This is a genomic window from Acidihalobacter yilgarnensis, assembly GCF_001753245.1.
In the GTDB taxonomy this organism is placed as follows: domain Bacteria; phylum Pseudomonadota; class Gammaproteobacteria; order DSM-5130; family Acidihalobacteraceae; genus Acidihalobacter; species Acidihalobacter yilgarnensis.
The window spans coordinates 1,640,598-1,663,771 of the sequence record NZ_CP017415.1 but is presented as its reverse complement, the minus strand read 5'-3'; the positions used below and the strand labels follow the sequence as shown (position 1 = coordinate 1,663,771).

14 protein-coding genes are annotated in these 23,174 nt (G+C 60.3%); 4 read left to right on the top strand and 10 right to left on the bottom strand.

Translation table 11 applies throughout. The annotated features are described in order from the left end of the window. Positions 1–46: 46 nt before the first annotated feature. The gene (locus BI364_RS07940) at positions 47–502 is read left to right on the top strand and encodes a hypothetical protein (RefSeq protein ID WP_156782669.1); all 456 of its coding nucleotides are present in this window, start codon (positions 47–49) and stop codon (positions 500–502) included. A gap of 232 nt (positions 503–734) precedes the next feature. Here the strand turns inward: BI364_RS07940 and BI364_RS07935 are convergent, their stop codons facing one another. From BI364_RS07935 to BI364_RS07905, 7 genes are all read right to left on the bottom strand, one after another. Continuing rightward, on the bottom strand, positions 735–1,070 hold the full coding sequence (locus tag BI364_RS07935) for a DUF3579 domain-containing protein (protein ID WP_070078278.1): 336 nt from the start codon (positions 1,068–1,070) through the stop codon (positions 735–737). A gap of 374 nt (positions 1,071–1,444) precedes the next feature. Beyond that, a complete protein-coding gene (locus BI364_RS07930) occupies positions 1,445–3,031 on the bottom strand; it encodes a diguanylate cyclase (RefSeq protein ID WP_233279621.1) in 1,587 nt (528 codons plus the stop codon). A gap of 50 nt (positions 3,032–3,081) precedes the next feature. Continuing rightward, positions 3,082–3,471: a response regulator gene (locus BI364_RS07925; protein ID WP_070079967.1), complete on the bottom strand. Its 390-nt coding sequence runs from the start codon at positions 3,469–3,471 to the stop codon at positions 3,082–3,084. A gap of 27 nt (positions 3,472–3,498) precedes the next feature. Further along, positions 3,499–8,832 carry a PAS domain S-box protein gene (locus BI364_RS07920; protein WP_070078276.1) on the bottom strand — a complete coding sequence of 1,778 codons (5,334 nt, stop codon included), beginning with the start codon at positions 8,830–8,832 and terminating at the stop codon, positions 3,499–3,501. A gap of 13 nt (positions 8,833–8,845) precedes the next feature. Next, on the bottom strand, positions 8,846–10,396 hold the full coding sequence (locus BI364_RS07915; protein WP_070078275.1) for a response regulator: 1,551 nt from the start codon (positions 10,394–10,396) through the stop codon (positions 8,846–8,848). A 696-nt stretch (positions 10,397–11,092) separates the two neighbouring features. Beyond that, the gene (locus BI364_RS07910) at positions 11,093–12,157 is read right to left on the bottom strand and encodes an EAL domain-containing protein (protein WP_197495961.1); all 1,065 of its coding nucleotides are present in this window, start codon (positions 12,155–12,157) and stop codon (positions 11,093–11,095) included. Beyond that, complete coding sequence (locus tag BI364_RS07905; RefSeq protein WP_197495960.1) at positions 12,139–13,659, bottom strand: GGDEF domain-containing protein; 1,521 nt, start codon at positions 13,657–13,659, stop codon at positions 12,139–12,141. Before BI364_RS07905 ends, BI364_RS07910 begins: the two co-directional genes overlap by 19 nt. A gap of 183 nt (positions 13,660–13,842) precedes the next feature. Here BI364_RS07905 and BI364_RS07900 point away from each other — a divergent pair, with 183 nt between their 5' ends. Beyond that, a complete protein-coding gene (locus BI364_RS07900) occupies positions 13,843–18,129 on the top strand; it encodes a DEAD/DEAH box helicase (RefSeq protein WP_070078272.1) in 4,287 nt (1,428 codons plus the stop codon). 7 nt (positions 18,130–18,136) lie between these two features. On the opposite strand, the gene BI364_RS07895 is transcribed toward BI364_RS07900, so the two are convergent. After that, positions 18,137–19,027, bottom strand: a complete 891-nt coding sequence (locus tag BI364_RS07895; protein ID WP_070079966.1) for a phospholipase D-like domain-containing protein — start codon at positions 19,025–19,027, stop codon at positions 18,137–18,139. Between the two features lie 159 nt (positions 19,028–19,186). Between BI364_RS07895 and BI364_RS07890 the strand changes: the two genes are divergently transcribed. Continuing rightward, a complete protein-coding gene (locus BI364_RS07890) occupies positions 19,187–19,723 on the top strand; it encodes a DNA-3-methyladenine glycosylase family protein (RefSeq protein WP_156782668.1) in 537 nt (178 codons plus the stop codon). A gap of 21 nt (positions 19,724–19,744) precedes the next feature. Here the strand turns inward: BI364_RS07890 and BI364_RS07885 are convergent, their stop codons facing one another. Further along, on the bottom strand, positions 19,745–20,356 hold the full coding sequence (locus tag BI364_RS07885) for a DedA family protein (protein ID WP_070079965.1): 612 nt from the start codon (positions 20,354–20,356) through the stop codon (positions 19,745–19,747). 202 nt (positions 20,357–20,558) lie between these two features. On the opposite strand from BI364_RS07885, the gene glpK reads away from it, so the two are divergent. Then, positions 20,559–22,076: a glycerol kinase GlpK gene (glpK, locus tag BI364_RS07880; protein WP_070078270.1), complete on the top strand. Its 1,518-nt coding sequence runs from the start codon at positions 20,559–20,561 to the stop codon at positions 22,074–22,076. Between the two features lie 71 nt (positions 22,077–22,147). Here glpK and BI364_RS07875 read toward each other — a convergent pair whose 3' ends face one another. Continuing rightward, positions 22,148–22,690, bottom strand: a complete 543-nt coding sequence (locus BI364_RS07875) for a DUF2058 domain-containing protein (RefSeq protein ID WP_070078269.1) — start codon at positions 22,688–22,690, stop codon at positions 22,148–22,150. Between the last annotated feature and the right edge of the window lie 484 nt (positions 22,691–23,174).

Here is a 23,174-nt window from a genome sequence, read left to right as displayed (position 1 = left end):
CGGCGATGCCGTCATCCGGCGGCATCGCCTTGATGGGAGTGACTCAATGAAGACAGCCCTGCCCTGGACGGGCGCTGCAATCTGCCTGACTGTCTTGCTGGCGGGATGCGGGCCTATTCGTCCTGCCCACCTCAACGATATGCCCGGCAGTGACCGCATGGCCCCCGGCCCTGGCGTCATGGATCGCAACTCACCGTACGCCACACCGGACGGCATGATGATTTATTCGGACAACCCGAATCAGCCCTCGTTGTTGGGCCACAAACCTGCCCCCTCCAGCCAGCAGTCCGTCACCTCGTCTGCACCGCATGAAGCAAAGACATCACCAGCCCACCCTACCCAGACACCCAGTGCCGCAAGCGTGAACGAGTTCAAGGCATTCGAGGCCTACCAGCAATTCCTCCGGCTACCAAAGGACTCCAAGACCTACCGTGATTTTCAGGAATGGCTGCAATGGCGGCGTTACGAAACCTGGAAGGATGGCACCCCGCCTGCCCAATAGGCATCTGGAGTGGCCGCATCGCCCGATGGATGCGATCCGATGGCATCGGGTGCTGACGGCATGATTCCAGTTTCAAATTCCGGACTGGACATCAGTTATTCTGGGTAAAACTTACGGGCGAGAGTCCACTTTGAATAAACAGCCGGATGAAACCGGGAAGTAGTGCTTGTTTACGCACGCAGAACGCGTGCCTTACCGTTCGTGTAGGAACAGCCGGGATGATAGGAGGAGGTCAAGCAGCCTCGGACTGATCGAAACCCACGGTATTTTCCGTCGGATCATCGGTCAACGGCACAACCTCAAGACCATTGCTTTCCACGAACCAGACGATGTATTCGTAGACACCGGGCTGCTGCATCGCAAGGATGTCGAAATCGACATGGATGCAATGACCGTATTCCTCGTGATACATCGGACTCAGGTGCGCAGCATACTCAAGCACCTTGGTATCCTGATGGAACACACCGCCACTTTCCGCAACGCGTTCAGACCAATTCGACGGTCTGAATTTGCGTCCATTGACATAGCCGGAAATAATGCAGGGTCCTTTGTAATAACTCAATTTCATGGCGATCACTCGCTGTTGTTCTTAAAAGCCCGCCTATGCGCCAAGCCGCTGACGTGGCCCTTGCTGCTTTCCCAATGTAGAAGTGTGTAATACCGGCAAGTTGCCGTCGGTAGTCCGGCCATCTCCGAGAATCGGATTGCGACCGCGGTGTGCATATGATAACGCCTGCGTCGGGAAATGCACCCGCTGATTCACACTACGATGTATACACCTGACGAACGGACATCCAGGGAGCATCACTGGCAAATGGTCTATCGTCTTTAACATCAATGACATATTTGCATACCCAGAATGCTCTCAGTGTATATACACGCCACCACCCGGCAAAAGGTTGCAACCTGACTGTTGGCAAGGGAAAGCATCTGAATGCAACCTCAATCCCGACTCGCATGCGCCAACACGACGCGATCTCGTCCCGAGCGCTTCGCTGCATACAATGCCTCATCGGCCGCAGCCAGCAGCGCCTGCGGCTCATCATCCAGCACCGCATTATCTGCAACCCCGGCACTCAAGGTGCAATTGAACACCTTGCCCTCGTGGTGAAACTGGAGCGCGGAAAACCGGAGTCTGATGTCATCCAACGCTCGCCTCGCCTCTTCCGCGTCGCAAGCCGACATGATGACGAGGAACTCCTCACCGCCATAACGCCCGATGCGATCAGACTGACGGAGCCTTTGTTTGAGCAAATAAGCCAACGCCTTGATCACGCGGTCCCCCTGCGCATGACCATAGGTATCGTTAACCTGCTTGAAGTGATCGATGTCAATCATCGCTGCTGTAAGCGAAGCCTGATTTCGGCGCGCACGCCCCAGCTCAGCACGCAGTTCGTCCTTGATTGGGCCATGCTTGTACAGCCCGGTCAGACTGTCGAGATACATCAACTCAGCCAGCTGCCTGAAACGACGTGCACGCACCTTCACAACCGCTACCAGTTGGGTGTCCGATATTGGTTTGACCAAAAAATCATCAGCCCCACGGCTTAGTGCATCGATCTGGCGATCGAGATCGGTTTCAGCGGACAGGTAAACGATCGGCAAACCCACCCACTCGTCGTGATAGCGAATAACCGAAGCAAGATCAGGCCCTGAATATCCCGACAAATTGACATCAAGCAAGATCAATTCGGGGCGAAAACTGGCGACTCTTTCAATGATCAGTGTGGGAGCATCCAGAATCTCGGCGCGCATGCCAGCAGCCGTTAGTACCAGCCGATAATGCTCGGCAAGGATGAGATCATCGTCCACAATCAAAACGCGATACGCCTGTATGTCCCGTTCACGCAGCATCGAGTCAATGCGTGTCGCCAATTCAGACGCATCGGTCGGATGCTGAAACACGGCATCTGCACCCAACCAGGCAGCACTCAGGCAATCGTCAAAATCCATCGAGTCGACGAGGGTTATCAACGGTCCAGTGAATTTAGACAACCATTGCGCATCTTCACCCAACCCCGACAACCGAATATCCACAACCAGAGCATCCGGCAGTTGCTGATTATTCACCTCACCCGGCGTCTGGAAGCCCATTACCTGATAATCGAACTGGTTTAGCGCCCCCATCAGCTCCTGCCGTAAGGCATCATCAGCGCAAAGCACCCAAACCTGTCGACTGACCGCCTGAGCGACCAGCGTCCCAGGTGGTGAAGCATCTGCCGCGCATGCCGGGCGATCATTCTCCAATAGCAAGGATGCAAGACCACCGATATCCGCGGCAAATTCGTCCAGAACGTGGGCCGATACTACCGGGGTCGGTTCTGTATTCAGCCATTCATTAACGAGCACTTCTAGTACATGAGCCGCTTCGCTCAAGGCGGGCAAACCGAAGGTACCGGCTGAGCCACTCAAACGATGCAGACGGCTCTGCAATGCACTCATGACATCCCGTCCTCCTTCGTCATGTATCAATTGGGATGCCAGTTGATCCAACTCGATTAACGCGTCGCGTAAACTTTCTCGATACATGGCCTTAAGCCGCGCGAGCTCTCGCTCGACTGCCTCATGATCCGTCTGCGTCATTCGGCTTGGACCTCTACCCAGAAAGTTCTGACCTGATCACTCAGCTGCATCGGATCGAAGGGTTTTGGAATGACGCCTATCGCGCCCATCGATTGATATTGCAAAACCTCATGCGGTTGTATCCGCGCCGTCATGAAGATCACTGGAATGCCTGCAAGTTCAGGCTGTTCGCGTAAACGCGTCAATGTAGTCGGGCCATCCATACCGGACATCATCACGTCCAACAGTATGATGTCCGGCATAAACACAGGCGCCACGCTCAAAGCCTCAACGCCTGAGCTGCAAATTTCTACTGTAAAGCCGCCCACCATCTCTAATGCGACGCGGGCAACCGCCTGGATATCCGGCTCATCCTCGACATATAGGATGCGTTGTAATTGGCTCATCATAAATTTCCCATGTAACGACGCAATTTATGGCGTGGATTTCCCCATCTGGGTATGTAGCTGAAGCACGGAAATCAATTCGCCAAGATCGACGGGTTTATCAAACCACACAATGGTTGCATCGTCACATTCGACACCCAGCTGAGCGTGACCCAGCTGGGACATCACGATGATCAACACGTCGCTATGCCGTTCGTTCACAGCATGCCTCACCGACTCAAGCGTCTCGCGACCGTTCATGTCCGGCAGCATGAGATCAAGGGTGATGGCGACATACTTACGCTCGGCCAATTTGGCGAGTGCTTCCGCGCCCCTGAAGGCCAAATCCACGGCAAAACCGGCTTCTCGTAGCGTCAATCCAACACGTACCGCGACTTCCGTGTCGTCCTCCACCACGAGTATCCAGTCCATCGTATCCATCTCGCTCATACCATCGGGGAAAAATCGTGTGACACCATCAGGACCGGCCTTGGCTGTCTCGGGCACACGTGGCAGATCGATATAGAAACAAGCTCCCTGCCCTTCAATGGAATCGAATCCAACTGCACACCCCATTCTTTCAGCCATTTCCTTACTAATGGCCAAGCCCAAGCCGGTCCCACCTTTCGACCGCGCACTCGACCCATCAGCCTGCGCAAATTTCTGAAACAAGTGATCCTGAAATGCCAGAGGGACACCCTGCCCTTGGTCGCGCACTTCGATTCTGAAATCATTTTCACCTTGAGCATGGATACTGATCTCAACCGTGCTATCGGGTGGAGAGAATTTCGCCGCATTGGAAATAAAGTTGGCCAATATTTGCTGCAGCCGCTGCGTATCGACATTGACCCACGCATTCGCCTCTCGCCTAGTCAATACCAATCGAACTTTATATTGATCCGCATAGCTCTGATTAGCGTCAATCGCCTGTTCAACCAAGGGCAATAATAGCTGCACGCATATATCGAAGTGCATTTTTCCGGCAGCCATTTTTTCCATATCGAGCAGGTCATTGATCAAATGCGTCAACCGAATACTGTTTTTGTGTGCAATTTCAATCAGAGGGCGCGATTTTTCAGGGGACGCTGACAGAGCGTCGCTCACCAGCAAGCCCAACGAACCACTGATTGATGTGAGTGGCGTACGCAGCTCGTGACTGACCGTAGCCACGAATTCATCCTTCATCTCCTGCATACGCTTGCGTGCGGTGATATCACGCACGACCGCGATAAATCGCGCATGTCCAAGATGTCGAATTTCCGAAAGCGAAAGCTCCATGGGAAATGGATCGCCATTTCGACGCACGCCTTCAGTCTCTCGCGGATCATTCCAATTCTGTGCCGCACCCGTTTTACGGTAGGTCTGCAAGGCCATTTCTAGAACCATGCCCTGCGGAGCAGACAATAAACGTGCGGCATCCAAGCCAAGCACCTCGGCTTGACGATAACCGAAAATACGCTCTGCCGCGCGATTGAAGGATTCGATACAACCCATCTCATCCAGCGTTACGATGCCATCGATGACGTTGTCGATAACCGCTTGCACGTAGCGTTCGCGCTCTATCGCACGCTGCTCCGCCAGTACGCGCTCGCTGATATCCTGTGCGATTGACCATATGTATTTTTCACCATCAATGCCTTCGATCAAAGAACCATTCAATAACACGGGAATACGCCTACCATCCTTGCAGATATATTCCTTTTCATAAGGACCATATACTCCACGAGTACGTAGTGATTCGATCTGCGCCTGTTCTTGTGCAGCGTATTCATCAGGCGTTATATCCCAATAACTTAATTGGCGATACTCATTTTCTTCGTAACCGGTCAGTCGGAACAGCTCAGGATTGGCTTCAACGAACTGCCCATCATCGAACCGGTTAAGCATGATGGAAACGGGCGACATACGGTATAGTGTCGATAGCTTCTTTTCGCTTTCTAGCAACGCTTCTTCCGCCAATTTTCGTGAGGTAAAATCCTCTATTTGAGAAACAAAATGAACGGGATCTCCCTGAACATCCCGCACCAGTGACACGCTAAGCAACGCCCAAATTATTTTTCCGTTTCGATGTAAATATCGCTTTTCAAGCTGATAACTAGGAACATCTCCGGCAAGGAGCTGGCTCACGAGTGCAAGATCCGCATCCAGATCATCCGGGTGCGTAATGTGTTGAAAATCCGTTTCTAATAAGTCATCTCTTTCATAGCCGAGTATCTGGCACAACTTGTCATTGACTTCCAGCCAGCGCCCATCCAGCGAAACCAACGCCATACCCAGTGGCGCAGTCGCAAACGCACCGCTGAAACGCTTTTGGCTGAGCTTGAGTTCATTTTCAATGGTTCGCCTAGCCGTAATGTCCCAGAAAAATCCATCGAACCATAAAAAATTTCCTGATTGATCGAACTCACCACGTGCTTTTTCATAAACCCAGACCACATGGCCGTCGGCATGAATTAGGCGATAACTATATTCACAAGTCTCCCCTGCCCGCATACGTGACAATGCCTCGAGCACCATGGCGCGATCATCCGGATGTATCAGGTCACCAAATAAACGTCTTGGCTCATCAAGGAACGCATTCACCGGGTAACCTGCAAGTTGCTCGATTTCGCCACTCATATATCGCATGCTACGACCATCATCACCAGATGACCGGTACACTACACCCGGCAAATTGGCGACCATGCCTCGAAAACGCTGCTCACTGTCCTGTAGTGCATCGCTGGTGCGCACCAACTCCGTAATATCAGAAGCAATGCCTAGAAATCCCGTAATTCGATCTGATTCGTCACGAATGGCCGTGACCGTTAAATTAACCTGTCGATGCTCGCCATCCTGACGCACATAGGTCCACTGACGCGTTTCCGCTTCACCGAGCGTGGCCCTGGCGACGAACACCTCGAAGCCCTGAATCGGTTTATCGAATGCCTCGCTTAGCAAGATGCCCTGCGCCTGGACTTCGGATTCCAGATGAAAGGGTGCCGGCGTCATGCAGCCGATGATTTCTTCGGCTTTATATCCCAACAGGCGTTCAGCCCCTGAATTGAACAGGGTAATCAAACCGGATGTGTCTGTTGCGATCACGGATACGCCAGTGGATGAATCGATTACTGCCTGTAAAAAAGCCCTGGCATTGCGAATCTCTTCCTCCTGCTCTCGCGACTCCGTGATATCCGCGTGCGTCCCGTACATCATCAAAGGTTTGCCTGGCGCTAGCCAATTCACGACGCGCCCGCGTGCATGTACCCAAACCCAATGCCCTTGCTTATGACGCATGCGCAGCACGGTATCGTAGTATGGCGACTCGCCGGCGAAATGGGCTGCCAGCTGTTTTCCGGCTTGGTCGACATCTTCGGGGTGTAGCAGCCGTCGCCAAACATCCGCAGTGGTCGGTGACAACTCTTCGAGACGATACCCAAGGATTGCCGCCCACCGTTCGTTGAATACTGTTTCCCCGGTCTGGATATTCCATTCCCAAGTACCCGCATTCGTACCTTCAATGATGCTCACCATGCGCTGACGCTCGCGGTCTAGCACATCCTGGGCGATTTTGCGGGCAGTGATATCCGTAATGACGCCATGCCAAAGTATCGCGCCATCTAGCAATCGTTCCGGGGTGGCGCGTCCCTCCACCCAGATCGTCCCGTGCTGAGGATGATCGACGCGGTATTCCATATGCCACACCGTCAGCTCCCGCGCCGAGCGTTCGATTGATGACCTGACAACGGGTACATCGGCTGCGTGTATTACAGCGAAAACGGCACTGGCATCTTCTCTCACGGCCTCGGGACAAACACCATAGATATCGAGGATGCCTTCACTGGCATAGGGAAAACTACTCGTACCATCCACACGCAAAAGATATTGATAAACAACCCCCGGTACATGTGCCGAAAGTTTTTGCAGTCGCGCCAGAAGCTCATCCCGCATGGCCTGTTCACGCTGTCGCATGAGAGTCGAGCCCAGCCAACCCGACAACAAACGCAAGAAATCGCGATCCGCCTCATCAAAGCCCCCCGGCTTCGAGTCATGCGATGAAAAACTCAGTGCGCCAAAGGCTTCTCCTTCCATCCAAATTGGAATGCCAATATAGGACTCCATATGAAAGGCATCATGGCAAGGGTGGTCGGCAAAAGACGATGCTGACATCCGGTCGATAGCCAATACGTCTGAGGAACCGACGACAAGGCTGCAATAAGTCGTATTCAGCGGAAAATGCTGTCCCTCATGCAGCGCATTCGCTGGCGAAACCTGTGCCCAAACTTCGAAATCCTCATCGACGATACGGCTGATAATCCCATGGCTCATACCCAGATATTCGGCGCCCAATTTGAGTGCCAAAGTCAATTGCGCCTGGATATCGTCACCGGGATGTGCGGCGATCTCGTTGAGTACGCGCAGGGCCTGTTGCTGCCGGTCCAGACGGTTTTGTACCCGTTTGAGTTTGGACATCTCATGAGCAACGCCCAACTGTCCGGTCACACGCCCTTCGGCATCTCGAATCGACGTGATCGACAGCAATACCGGGATTTCCCGGCCATCCGCATGGCGATAGCGGGTCTCCACCATGCCCGTGCCCTGCTCGCCTTGATCAGTTTGCGTTGCCAGCAGGGTGTCAAAACAGCCTCCTCCCGCATTCGCCGCGACCTGCGGCACCAGAGATAGGTCTAGGGGCAGAAAGGTTTCATCTGCGCGATGGCCGATCACTTCTTCCGTCTGGTAACCTAACAAGCGTTCGGCCGTTGCATTGAAACGGGTGATGCGCCCATCCGGTGCGCAGGCGATAATGGCCGCCCCCGCACTCGACAATAACGCCTCTTGAAAGGCGGACTGCTCTGCATAATGGTTCAACGTCAAACGCAGCGACAGAAATTTGCTCACTTGGCGCGCTAGGCGCATGAGTATGCTCCGCTGACGCTCCGTTAAACGCCTCGGCACACGGTCGATCACGCAAAGTGTGCCCAGATTGAGTCCATCCGAAGTTGCCAGCACCATCCCGGCATAAAAACGGATATCCGGTGCACTCGTCACCAATGGATTGGTTCGGAAACGAGGGTCCTCGAGTGCATCTGGAATTTCAAAAATCGTATCGCCAAGAATTGCATGTGCACAAAAAGCCATCTCGCGAGGCGTTTCCTGTGCATCCAGCCCCACGCGGCTTTTGAACCACTGACGGTGCTCATCCACTAGCGAGACCAGCGCTATCGGCGTCTCGCAGATTTCCGATGCCAGGGCAGCAATTTCATCGAGATCGCTTTCCGGTGCGGTATCGAGCACCGCGAACCGCCGCAGCGCGTCGAGACGATCCGCCTCGTTTGGGGGCAGCGGCGCCGGCATCGCACCAGAGGGTGCATAACCATTCCGATCCTTCAAGTCCGACATGTAATCAACTCCGTCAAACCGCCTCGCCCATGGGTGATACCCCCGGCGAGGCATGCACCAACATCGCGTGATATTCGTAAACACTACCCTCGGCGTCTAGAAATGGTGTTAGCGAGATATCCACCCACAGCGGCGTACCATCGCGACGGCGTATTGCAAGACGTCCACGCCAGATGTCGCCACGCGCGACCACCTCGCCCATTTCCCGATAAAAAGCGTCCTGCTGGAGGCTTGAAGCGAGTGTGCGGTAGTCGCGCCCCAATAATTCGTCACGCATATACCCCGTAGCCGCCAGCAATCGTTCATTAACTGAACGGATCAAGCCATGCGCATCGAAACGCGCCAGCATTAATTGCCCGTCGAGCGCCTGGTGAACCCGCTCACGCTCATATAGTAATGTTTCGACACGCCCCCCAAGCTCCGCATTGAGTCTGGCACGCCGCGCACGAGCGCTGACAGCTGCGACCAGATGCGCGGGGCGAATCGGTTTCACCAGGAAGTCATCCCCGCCGAGATTGAGTGCAAGCAACTGCATGCTGATATCCGTTTCTGCCGATAGGAAGAGTATCGGCAGGTATGTAAATTCCTCCTGTTCTCGGAGCACAGCGGCCAACTCTGGGCCCGTTGCCTCGGGCATATAGACGTCGAGCACCACCACATCGGGTTCAAAACTTCGCAAGACCGCCATAACCTGTAGCGGATCATCGAGCGTATGCACCGTCATACCTGCCTGACGCAGGTGCAAGGCCTGGGCTTGCAACAGCTGAGGATCATCATCCACCAGGAGCACACGATACGGCTGCGCGGGGACGCGCATGGTAAGGTCGTCGAGTAGACGGGCCAGGCGCGCGGTATCGACGGGCTTGACGATATAACGGCTGGCGCCGGCACGAAACGCCGCCAAACGCGCTTCAAGGTCGTCACGCACGGACAGAAAAATGACCGCGGGCGGTTGCGTAATATCCGAACGCAGCAGCGAAATCGCCCTGGCTCCAGCCTCTTTGCCCTCTGGAAAAATCATGTCCATGATGACGGCCTTTGGCCATTCATCCTGTTCGCATGCATTCATGAAGCCGTCTAGGTCGGCAAACTCCCGGACACGATAACCCTCTGCCAGCAGGGCCTGTGCCAAAGGCGCTGATTGTGCGACATCATCCTCAACAACATAAACCAGCGGTGGTGCTGAGCCATTGACTTTGCGCTCCCCGCGCAATGGCGCAACTTCATTCGCAGCCGCGTCGACCACGCCAAGATCAAAGCGGCCGAATGCAGTCTCCAACGTCGCCAATCCCTGCGCTTCGCCGCATTCACGAAAATTGTCGAGCTGCTGACCGAATTCGATCGCCAGTACGCTCACACGCGCAAGACCAAAAGTACCTGCAGCACCGGCAAGATCGTGTAATAAGCGCGACAAGGCATCGATTTCGGTGTTGGGCCAACGCCCTCGCTCAACGGTCTCCTGCAATTGGCGACATTGGTTTCTAATTGCCTGTAACCGGGTCGGCAAGTGATTGACGAAACGCGTCTGCAGCGCTTCGAGTGCGTCCTTGAATGGATCGTTCATGACGGTTTTCCCGCAATTAACAGGTAAAAAAACAACTAATTCATCTGGTTATATTCTCAACTTGCAGCAGCACACCCAGGCAATCGCGACGACAGCACCAACATCTCTCATGCCAGAAAGATCGCGGCCGGATAAGGAACAAAGCTACCCATTTATTGCTACACGGTAACGGCGAAACCAAGCCCTGGCCGTGCCGTATTTCATCTGCATGAGCTCGTTCGCTCGAAGTGCCCATTCTCATGACCGATCACCATCCGCGGTCGTCGGGTGGGCGCGAGTGGTTCCGGGACGGTCCAGAGGGCGGTGCGCGCCCAAATCCAGTGACTCACGCAAGCTAGGGCTCCCTGGAGGGTGAGACGATGGAACACTGCGCCGTCATCGTGTGTGTCCATGCATGGCGATACGGGAACACCTGGGCCGCTACGGCCCGTTGGAATTTTGGAATTCTCGATTACCCATTTAAGTAGCTTGGAAGATCCATTTCTATCTGAGTGTAGGTCAATCGCGAACGCATGAATGGGGCGCTTGGAGCATTGCGGCGTATCGCGCTTTCAGACAGGGCGCGATACGCATACTTCTCGCTTGAGATACCGCATACGACAAGACGGGGCAGGCAGACGGCAGCAATCCGGATACAGACGGACCTGGCGCCATCGCCATTCAAATGACACGCCCTCCCTCGGCAATGGATATCCGTTAGCAGCTCACCGCCGCCTCGGCGGACAATGCATCCGCAACCAAACGTGCTAGATGCTGCTCCGCCGCCATTAAATTCGTATCCGACGTTTCCAGATCGATCAGACGACGGCGTCCATGGAATATATGCACAATTCTCTGATGTATCTGTAGCAGGGGATGGTCGTTTCGCATGCCCTGTGCGCTGAGATAGCGCACCAGAGGGCAGTCATGTATCACGTCCAAGACATGGACAAAGGTCCCCTCGCGGATAATCGAATCCATCAGTGCACGCTGACGCAGGTGAGCGGCGTAAGCCCCGAGTAAGGTATCTGGCTGCCGATCATTGCGATGCGGGGTGATGGCCCCGTCGATCATCCAGGCCGCCAGCTGGTCGGCCGGCATCGGCCGAGCCAATGCGTAGCCCTGGACCGAGTCCACGCCCAAGGCAATCATTGCGTCGAGCATGGCAGGGGTTTCGACGCCTTCCACGATCAGTTCGACATCCAGTCCCTGAGCCAGAGACTGCAGTGCCATCACGAACACCAGATTATCCGGCCCTTGCGCCAGATCCCGCACGAAGGCCTGATCGAGCTTGATCCGGTCGATCGGCAACTCCTTGAGACGCAGTAGCGATGAATAGGCCGACCCCACGTCATCCAGCGCGATACGCGCACCGGCCTCACGCAACGCGCGCATCAGCTCAAGCGCGCTTTCAGTGGTGAGGAACTCGCCGCTCTCCAGTATTTCAAGCGTGATGCGTCCAGGGTCGATGCCGCTGGCATCGACAAGGTCGCGAAAACAATGGACGCAGTCCGCATCGAGGATAAAATCGGCATCTACATTGAAAGACAAACCCAGCGAGATACCCTGCGCATCGAGCCGGGCCAACAACGCGAGTCCCTGCCGCAGCATTTCACGGCTTAAGTCGCGCCTTGACTGCGCGCTCATTCCATCGAGAAAGGCCGCAGGCGTAAGCACCCGACCGTCGGCCAGCATCAAGCGCGCGAGCGCCTCGACCGCAACGACACCACGCCCTCTCAGATCAACCACTGGCTGGAAATAGGCTATCGGATGTGCCGACAATGGCCAGGGCGGCGTCTCCTCGCGAGCATCCTGGGTAGGCGACCAATAACGCCAGAAACACGCGCGCCCTGCCTTGGCATTCTTAGCCTCGTACATGGCTTGATCCGCATGTCGAATGAGTCCATCGGGGGCGACTCATCGAAGGGATAAATCGTCACGCCGAGACTTGCATTCAAAGTATGCTGCGTACCATCCGGCAACACGAATGGCTGCCCCAAAGCCTTTTCGATACGTTCGAAAACCCGTTCGGCCTCACCGAGGGTCACAATCGACTCGAGTATCAATGCAAATTCATCACCGCTCAGCCGCGCAACCATATCGCAACCCCGTAAACTCTGTCGCAGACGTTCGGCGAGCATGCGCAACAAATCATCACCCGCCGCGTGTCCGTAGCGGTCATTGATCGGTTTGAAATCATCGAGATCGAGTATCCCCACGCACACCAACCGCCCATCGCGCGCGGCTCGCTCTACCGCAACAGACAGATGCGTCGAAAAGGCCTCTCGGTTTGCCAATCCGGTCAGTGCATCACGCTGTACCTGATCCCGTAATTCCATCAGGAGCTGTGCCAGGGTCGCCAAAGCCTCGAAGATGGTCAGCCCCGTATTGTTGAAATAGCGCGGCATGTCCGCGTGAACCACGAAGCATCCGGTCAGCGCAGTATTACGTAACCCAAAAGGAAAAATGCCGATCGTTCGAACCTCTGGATGTCGTCTGCTCCAGTCCGGTGAGGTCGCAACGGTGGGATCGAATACCAGGGGCCTCTGCTCACGCAATGCGCACGCGATAGGATCATCTTGATTTAGCGAGAGCTGGTCGGGCACGGCTACCCGGTCTCCAGCATGGTAAGCCGGGGTGAGTGTGGACGGCTCATGCCCACCAAGACAGAACCAGGCCGCACGTAAATGCCCCGAAGCTGACACCACGCGATCGCAGATCGAGGTCAACACATCCTCGGGTGCGCTTGCCTTGTCCAGTGTTAGTGTGGCCTCAAGGACGGCACGGGCAACGGCATCACCCTCACCAAGGTCGGAGAGACGCGCCTGTTCGTAGCCCTCCAACTGCAAAATCATGTCGTAAAAGACATATTTGATCAGCGCTTTGTCGAGCCGACGTCGGTCGTCATCATCCAGACCCAGCTGCGCAAGGCGGTCATGTAAATAATCGACGTACAATCTGTAAGCGCCCACCACCCAGGTCGTCATGACGCCGGCGCGATAATGCACCGAACCCAGCGCAGACTGAATGTCCTGACGTGACTCACCGGGTTTAAGTCGGAGCATACGTCGAAAGTTTTCCGCCAGCAGATGCGACAGATCGCGCATACGCTCGATGCCGAAATCACCGAGCAGGCGACCGGTTTCAGGATAATCTTGCAGATAACCATAAAAACCCGCGGACAACGCATCCGCATCGGCGGCGAGCGCCTCCGCGTGATTCAGGACACATGAAACGTCCTTCTCGCCGATGCCCAGAAAACGCGCCAGATCGATACTGGTCACGGGGTACACCTCCTTGTGTGTCTGGCCCCCAGCCCTGGCACGCAACGGTCGTCTCGATGAATGCGCAAGTGTCGGTCGTTTTTTGAATGCCGACACTACACAGCAGTTTAGCATCCGATGACTACGACGCCAGGGCTACTCGTCTAACTGGACGCTCCCCGCGCGCGCTGCCAGAATTCCCCCATGGCCCTATCGCATTTTCACCCAGCGGTGGCCCGCTGGTTTACCTCGCAATTCGAGGCGCCTTCCGAAGTCCAGACGCTCGCCTGGCCCGCGATTCGTTCGGGCCGGGCAACCCTGATCGCAGCCCCGACCGGATCAGGCAAGACGCTGGCGGCCTTTCTCGCCGCCATCGACGACCTCGTGCGCGCCGGACTGGAAGCGCCACTGCCCGACGAAACACGCGTGCTCTACGTCTCGCCGCTCAAAGCACTGTCCAACGACATCCGCAAGAACTTGGAGCTGCCGCTCAACGGTATCCGCGACGCGCTGCTCGAATCCGGGGTGCACGACGTACCGATCCACGCCCAAGTACGCACCGGCGACACGCCGCCGGGCGAGCGCGAGGCGATGAAGCGCCGCCCGCCGCACATCCTGGTGACCACTCCAGAATCACTCTACCTGCTGCTCACTTCGGCTTCCGGCCGCAACATGCTCGCCACCGTCGAAACCTTGATCGTCGACGAGATCCATGCATTGGCCGGCAACAAGCGCGGCGCGCATCTGAGCCTGTCGCTGGAGCGACTGGCGGCGCTGACGCCGCGTCCGCCGGTACGCATCGGCCTGTCGGCCACGCAAAAACCCATTGAGGACATGGCACGCTACCTGACCGGAGGAGACGCAGACTGCCGTATTGTCGACACCGGCCACATGCGCGACCGCGACCTCGCACTAGAGCTGCCCGGCCCACCGCTTGAAGCGGTCATGTCCAACGAAGTCTGGAGCGAAGTCTACGACCGTCTCGCCACCCTGATCCAGGCACACCGCACCACGCTCATCTTCGTCAACACACGCCGCCTGGCCGAACGTGCCGCCGCCGCGCTCAGCGAACGTCTCGGCGAGACCGCCGTCACCGCCCACCACGGCAGCCTCGCGCGCGAGCACCGGCTGGATGCGGAACAGCGACTCAAGCGCGGCGAGTTGCGCGCGCTGGTGGCCACTGCCTCGCTGGAGCTTGGCATCGACATCGGCGACATCGACCTCGTCTGCCAGCTCGGCTCGCCGCATGCCATCTCGACCCTGCTTCAGCGCGTCGGGCGCTCCGGCCATCGTCTCGGCGCCCTCCCCAAGGGCCGGCTGTTCCCGCTGTCGCGCGACGACCTGGTCGAATGCGCCGCCCTGCTGCGCGCGGTTGCGCGCGACACGCTGGATCGCATTGCCATACCCGCACACCCACTGGACGTGCTCGTGCAGCAGATTGTCGCCGAGGTGGCCAGCCGCGACTGGGAGGAAGATGCGCTGTATCGCGCCTTCACCCGCGCCTGGCCCTACCGCGGTCTTGCGCGCACGGACTTCGACGCGGTGGTGCGCATGCTTGCCGAGGGCTTCCACACCCGTCGCGGCCGACGCGGCGCGTATCTGCACCGCGATGCGGTTCACGGCGTGCTACGCGCGCGACGCGGCGCGCGCCTCGTCGCCCTCACCAACGGCGGCGCCATCCCCGACCAGTTCGATTACCAGGTCATCCTCCAACCCGAAGGGCTGTTCATCGGCACGGTGAACGAGGATTTCGCCTTTGAAAGCCTGTCTGGCGACGTATTCCAGCTCGGCAATACCGCCTACCGCATGCTCAAAATCGAACAGGGACGCGTATTCGTCGAGGATGCCCACGGCCAGCCGCCGAACATCCCCTTCTGGTTCGGCGAGGCGCCGGGGCGCAGCGACGAGCTATCGCAATCGGTATCCGCACTGCGCGCCGACTTCGACGCCCTGCTTGCTCAAGGCACCGAAAGCGCGCTGCGCGAGGCTCGCGACGTCCTCGGGCTGCCATCCGCAGCCGCCGAACAGTTGGTCGAATATCTGGCCGCCGGACGCGCCGCATTCGGCCTGCTGCCCACCCAGACACGTGTGGTATTCGAACGCTTCTTCGACGAGCTTGGCGACCAGCATCTGGTCATCCACTCGCCCTACGGCTCGCGCCTCAACCGCGCCTGGGGGCTGGCCCTGCGCAAGCGTTTCTGCCGCCGCTTCAACTTCGAACTACAGGCTGCCGCCAGCGAGGACAGCATCGTCCTCTCGCTCGGGCCCACACACAGCTTTCCGCTCGACGAACCCGCCCGCTATCTCAAACCCGAAACCGCCGAGGGCGTGCTGGTGCAAGCCCTGCTCGCCGCGCCCATGTTCGGCACGCGCTGGCGCTGGGTCGCCAACACCGCACTGGCCGTGCCGCGCAACCGTGCCGGGCGACGGCAGCCGCCGCAGTTTCAGCGCAGCGACGCCGAGGACCTGATCGCGGTGGTCTTCCCCGACCAGCTCGCCTGCGCCGAAAACCTTGCCGGCGAACGCGAGGTGCCCGAGCACCCGCTGGTCGCGCAGACGCTGTACGACTGCCTGCACGAGCTGATGGACATCGACGGTCTGCGGCGGCTGCTCGCCGGCATCGAGGCCGGCACGGTCGAGATCGTCCCGCGCGAGACCGCCACGCCTTCACCGCTCGCCCTAGAAATCCTCAACGCCCGGCCCTACGCCTTCCTAGACGACGCGCCCGCCGAGGAGCGCCGCGTCCTCGCCGTGCAGCAGCGCCGCCACATGGACCCGCAATCGGCTAGCGAAATCGGCCGGCTGGACCCCGCCGCGATCGCGCAGGTGCGCGCCGAGGCTTGGCCGCTGGTGCGCAACGCCGACGAGCTGCACGATGCCCTCGTCGTGTTCGGAGCCCTGACGGAACACGAGGCCGATCCCGGTTGGCGGACCTATTTCGAGGTACTTGCCGGAACGCAGCGCGCCACCGCACTCGATGCGCCCGCGGGTCGGTTGTGGGTCGCGGCCGAGCGCCTGCGTGGCTGGCGCACAGTGCTGCCAGACACCACCGAGAACCCACCAATCGAGCCGGCCGGCGACGAAACCTTTACCGATGCCGACGAGGCCCTGCGCGAACTCGTGCGCAGCCGCCTGGAAGGCCTGGGCCCGATCAGTGTCTCGCAACTGGCCGCGCCGCTGTCCCTGCCTTCGAATGCGGTCGACACGGCGCTCGCCGCACTGGAAGCCGAGGGCTTCGCCATACGTGGTCGCTTCGAGCCGGACACGATAGACGAACAATGGTGCGAGCGCGGCCTGCTGGCGCGTATCCATCGCTACACGCTCAAACAGCTGCGCCGCGAGATCGAGCCAGTCAGTCCGGCCGATTTCATGCGGTTTCTATTCCACTGGCAGGGTCTGGACGACCCCGGTGAGGGCGAATCCGCGCTACTGCAGCGGGTTGCGCAGCTCGAAGGCCTGAACCTGCCAGCGGCCAGCTGGGAGGCGGACATTCTGCCGACGCGCATCCAGCCCTACTGGGGCGACGCGCTCGACGCCCTGTGCCGCAGCGGCCAACTGAGCTGGCTGCGTCTGCAGCCACCGGCCGGCGGCAAACCCGGACGCCGGCGCAAACCGGCGGTCCGCACCACGCCGCTGTCGCTGATCACCCGTGCCGGGCTGCCGGCCTGGCAGCACTTCGCACGCTGGCCGCAAGATCGCCTCGCCGGACTTTCGGACGGCGCACGCCGCGTGCACGCGCTGCTGGCCAGCGCCGGCGCGAGCTTCTTCGAGGATCTTTTGAGCGACGCCGGCCTGCTGCGCAGCCAGCTTGAGGAAGCCCTGGGCGAGCTGGTTGCCGCCGGGCTTGCCACCGCCGACGGCTTCCAGGGACTGCGGGCGATGATCACGCTGCGTCAGGTGCAGCGACGGCGCGCGCGTCGGGTCCAGGGTGCGGCGCCACTGGCCGCCGCGGGACGCTGGTCGCTGCTGCGCGCGCCGCGCGGCGCGGCGGAGTCGGTGCATACCCACGCCGAACAGATCGCCCGCGTGTTGCTGCGCCGCTATGGTGTGGTATTCCGCAAGTTGCTGGAGCGCGAGCAAGGTCTGCCCGACTGGCGTGCGCTGCTCTATGCCTTCCGCCGCCTGGAGGCGCGCGGCGAGCTGCGCGGCGGGCGCTTCGTGGAAGGCTTCGCGGGCGAACAGTACGCCCTGCCGGAGGCGGTGGCCGCGCTGCGCGAGATACGCCGCCGACCCGGTGGCGGCGAACTGATCGCCTTGGCCACGACCGATCCGCTCAATCTCACCGGCATCGTCACCCCTGGCGAGCGCGTCGCGCCGCAATCCGGTCATCGCGTGCTCTACCGCGACGGCGTACCCGTGGCCACCAGCGCCGGCAACGACATGCACCTGCTCATTGAGGCGACTGCCGGCGAGGCCGGCGCGCTGCGCCACCGCCTGCTGCTGCAGCCCCACCCCGCCGCCTATCACCCACCACCGTCACGCCCGGTGTGATGCCGGCTCAGTCGCGTCCGTCGAGCGGGCGCGCATGCGCCCAGTCGCGATCGAAGCGCGTCTTGAGACGTGCCAACGCGGGCCCGTGCAGGCGCAGCCCGATTTCGCGGTTGCGGTAAAGACTGGAAGCGCTGAAATTCTGCGAGCCGATAAAGGCCTCGCCGCGACCGAGAATCAGTTTGGCGTGCAGATAGGGCCGGCGCAGCAGGCGCACCTGCGCGCCCTCGCGCGCCAAGCCCGCCAGCACCCGCCGGTCGTGTCGCGATTCCCGCGCCGGCACCAGGATGCGAATGTCGCCGTGTTTGGCACGGACCGCCCGCTCGATGGCCGGCACCGCACCGAATTCCTCGGTCTCGATGGCGACCGGTCCCGGCTGACGGATCACTGCCGCCAGCGCCCGCGCGCTATCGGGCGAGGCGACCAGCGGCGACGGCAGCGGACGCTGCAGGCGACGCCCGCGCCAGTCGTCGGCGAAGACCGCTGCCAGCGCCGCACCGGTGCGCTGGTTGTCGCCGATCCACAGATATTCGCGATTTCGGCGGAAGGCCGAATAGGTGAAATTGGCGGTGCCCACCAGATAACGCCGGCCGCCGTCGATCACGATGTACTTGGCGTGATCAAAAACGTAGCGGCCCTCAAAACGCGGCGGCGCATAGCGTTGCACGACACCGGACTGCGCCAGCTCGCGGCGCTCCGTGGCGACGAAGCGCCGCCCCGCGCGATAGGGATATTCGGGAATGATCACGCGCACGCGCACCCCGCGGTCATGGTCCGCGCGCAGCGCCGCGAGGATACGCCGGTCGGTGATCATGTAGACGTTGAGATCGACCGAGCGATGGGCCGATTCGATCAGTTGCACCACCGGCTGCACGCCGGCCTGGGGTTCGATGTAAAGCATGTTCGACACACGTAGCCTGGGTGCGGCATTGTATGCCGAACGCAGCGGCCGGGCGATCGGCCGGACCTCAGGAGCGACATCCTCATCGCCACGCGAAATCCACTGACACCCGCCGTCCTGCGGCGGGCGGAAAAACACCTCGCCGCGGCCGACCCGGTGATGGCGCATCTGCAGACCGCGCTCGGCCCCTGCCGGCTGAGCGTGCGGCCCGATCCCTTCGTCACCCTCTGCGCCAGCATCATCGGCCAACAATTATCCACACGCGCCGCGGGCACCATCCGCGCACGCCTGGAAACCCTGCTCGGCGGGCCACCGACGGCCGTGAGCCTCGTCGCGGCGGATGTCGAGGCCCTGCGCGGCGCAGGACTTTCGGGGGGCAAGGTTCGTTACCTGCAAGAGATTGCCACGCGCAGCCTCGACGGCCGACTGGATTTCACCGCCCTCTGGACCTTGCCGGATACGGATGCGCTGGCCTGCCTGACCGAGGTGCCGGGCATCGGCCGATGGACCGCCGAAATGTTTCTGATCTTCGGCCTCGGGCGCCTCGACGTGTTCGCGCCGGGCGATGCCGGGCTGCGCCGCGCGATCCGCACGCTGTACGGCGACGATGCGCCGCCCGATGCGGTCAGCGCACTCTGGGCGCCCTACCGTTCGGTGGCGTCCTGGTATCTCTGGCAGCACATCGATACGGACTGATGCGCCGCCGCGCCCCGGCGCTCAACCGTGGCGCAGATGGCGGTAGACGTAAAGCCCCGCGCCGAGCGCGAGCACGGCGACGATCACGACATCGAAGCGATGGAAATACGGCCCCAGGGTGTCCCAATTCTCGCCCAGCTTCACGCCGATCTCGACCAGACCCAGGCTCCACAGGAAGGAGCCGGCGAAGGTGTAGAGCACGAAGCGCTTGATCTCCATGCCCGCGATGCCGGCCGGCAAGGCGATGAAGGTACGTACCACCGGCAGCAGGCGGCCGACGAAGATGGTGATGTCGCCGTGGCGCGCGAACCAGTGATCGGCCAGCGCCAGATCGCGCTGCGAAATCAACACGTAGCGTCCATAGCGCTCGACCAGCTGACGGCCACCGAAGCGCCCGACGTAATACGCCACCAGCGAGCCGAGCACGCAGCCGAACGCACCGGCCAGCGCCACCAGCCAGAGGTTCATCTCGCCGCGGAACACCAGATAACCCGAAAACGGCAAAATAATCTCCGACGGCAACGGGATACAGGCGCTCTCAATCGCCATCAACAACACAATCCCGGCATAACCGAGATGGGAAATGGTCGCGATCACGAAGGCGGCGAGCAGACCGATGATTTTTTCGAGCATGTCGGCAACCGGGCGGCGGAATGGCTGCAGATCATACCCAAACCAACGGCGGCGGTCGCCCTGGCCGGCGTGGCGGCCGTATGCGCAGACCTTATACTGATGGCACCGCCCGACCCGACGATCCATTCGCGATATTCGATGACCGAAACGCCTACCGATCACGCCGCCGCGCGACCCATCCAAGCCCCGGAGGCCAGCCGCCATGCATGCCGCCATCGATAACGGCTACATCCTCGCCCTCGACCAGGGCACCACCAGCAGCCGCAGCATCGTGTTCGACCTCGCAGGCCACGCGCTGGCCCAGGCGCAGCAGGAATTCACCCAGCACTACCCACAGCCCGGCTGGGTGGAACACGAGCCGGAGGTCATCTGGGGCACCCAGCTCGCCACCCTGCGCGAGGCCGTGCGCAACGCGGGCATCGCGCCCGCCGACATTCGTGCCATCGGCATCACCAACCAGCGCGAAACCACCCTGTTGTGGGACCGCCGCAGCGGTCAGCCGGTGGCGCGCGCCATCGTCTGGCAAGACCGGCGCTCCGCCGCCCTCTGCGATGCGCTCAAGGCCCGCGGGCTGGAGGCGCTGTTCCGCGAGCGCACCGGGCTGCTGCTCGACCCCTACTTCTCCGGCACCAAGCTGCACTGGCTGCTCGCAAACGACCCCGACCTGCGCCGTCGCGCCGAGGCCGGCGAGCTGGCCTTCGGCACCGTCGACAGCTGGCTGATCCATCGCCTCAGCGGCGGCCGCGACCACGTCACCGACGTCAGCAACGCCAGCCGCACCCTGCTGTTCGACATCCACCGCCTCGCCTGGGACGAAGAACTGCTCGGCCTGCTCGACATTCCTGCTGCCGTGCTGCCGGAAGTGCGCCCCTCGGCGGGATACTTCGCCACCCTCGACCCCGACATCCTCGGCGCGCCGATCCCCATCACCGGCGTTGCCGGCGACCAGCAGGCCGCGCTGTTCGGGCAGGCCTGCTTCGAACCCGGCATGGCCAAGAACACCTACGGCACCGGCGCCTTCGTGGTCATGCACACCGGCGCGCGCCCCGTCGTCGGCGAAGGCGTGCTGGCCACCGTCGCCTGGCAGCTCGGCGATGCGCCCGCCGAATACGCCCTCGAAGGCTCGATCTTCGTCGCCGGCGCCGCCGTGCAATGGCTGCGCGACGGCCTCGGCCTGATTCCCGACGCCGCCCGCGTCGAAGAACTGGCGCGCAGCGTGCCCGACAACGGCGATGTCTACTTCGTCCCCGCCCTCACCGGCCTCGGCGCCCCGTTCTGGGACCCCTACGCACGCGGCCTGATCGTCGGCCTCACCCGCGGCACCCGCGACGCGCACATCGCCCGCGCCGCGCTGGAGGCCATCGCCTACCGCACCCGCGACGCCATCGACACCATGACGCACACCACAGGCATCCCGCTCGCCGAGCTGCGCGTCGACGGCGGCGCCTGCGTGAACGACTGGCTGATGCAGTTTCAGGCCGACATGCTCGGCGTGCCCGTGCGCCGCCCCGCGCACACCGAGACCACCGCCCGCGGCGCCGCCGGCCTCGCCGCGCTCGGCGCCGGCCTCGCAGACCGTGCGCAGCTCGCGCAACACTGGCTCGGCGAACGCAACTTCACACCCGCCATGCCCGCCGCCGAGCGCGACCGCCTGCACGCGCGCTGGCGACAGGCCGTCGCACTCAGCCGTGGCTGGGCGCGGGGGCAAACAGAGGGGTAAGAACGGACGGAAAACTCAACCGGCGCCAAGCGGCGTCGGGCCAAACGGTTGTGGCAAGCGCGGCAGGCGCGCTACCACATCAGGTCGTCAGGCACCTCGAAGCGCGCGTAATGCGCCTGATCCTCGCTGCTGATTGATTCGCCCGCGTCGGCGAGCTGAATCAGCACACCTTCATCGCGCTGCGCAATCTTCTCGGCGGTCGCCGCGGTGATCAGCGTATACCCCCCCGCGTGACGCGCGATGCGCAACGTACCGGCGGCCAGTTGCGCATGTATCGGCCGGGTCACCAACAGCTTTTTGATCTTCCCGCCGTCCACGAAATGATATTCGACATCGCCTTCCCAGTCAGCCAGCGCATTGGCCTCGATCATCTGACGCAGCGCCGCCTGCTCTGCCTTCGCCGCCAACTGCGCCTGACGCGCCTGATTCAGCTCCCGGTCGCGCGCCTGCTTCTCCCGCGCCGCCTCGGCCGCAAGCCGCGCCGCCTCGCTCGCCGCATCGCTGTGCTTCTTCCCCTGCTTGAGCTGCTGATGCTGCTGCTTCTTGAGCTGCTTGCCCTTTTTCTCGTCGACCAGACCGGCCTTCTTGAGCTGATCAAACAACGAACCCGCCATCACACACCCGTCACCGATAAACCAGCCGCCATTCTAGCCCATCGGCGCCAGCCGGAAGGAACGCCCTCATTTCCATCATCACATCAGGGGAACTCCCAGACCCAGGCCACGGTCGAACCTCGATCTTGAGTTCGGCCTGGAAAACTGTGAACACCGTTCAGCGGAGTCTTTTCGCCTGCGCGATGCGAATGACAGTTTTGCGTGGCCATGACCGAACTGACACTATCGGCCACATTCGGCCGTTCATGCTCCTTCCGTATCAACCCGATGGTCGGCAGAATTGCAGCGGGAACCTGTCGCTAACCTTACTCATGAGTGGCGACGGCTGTCGCGTCCCATTTTCATGCCCGCATATAGAGACAGGCGAATGATAAAGTGATGAAAAAACAGTTAGTTAATGACTTTTTTCGTGGATCTCTATATTAAAAAATGTCCGGACCCGTCGGTCTCTATATTTACTGTTAGCTCTGAAGAGGGGGGAGTC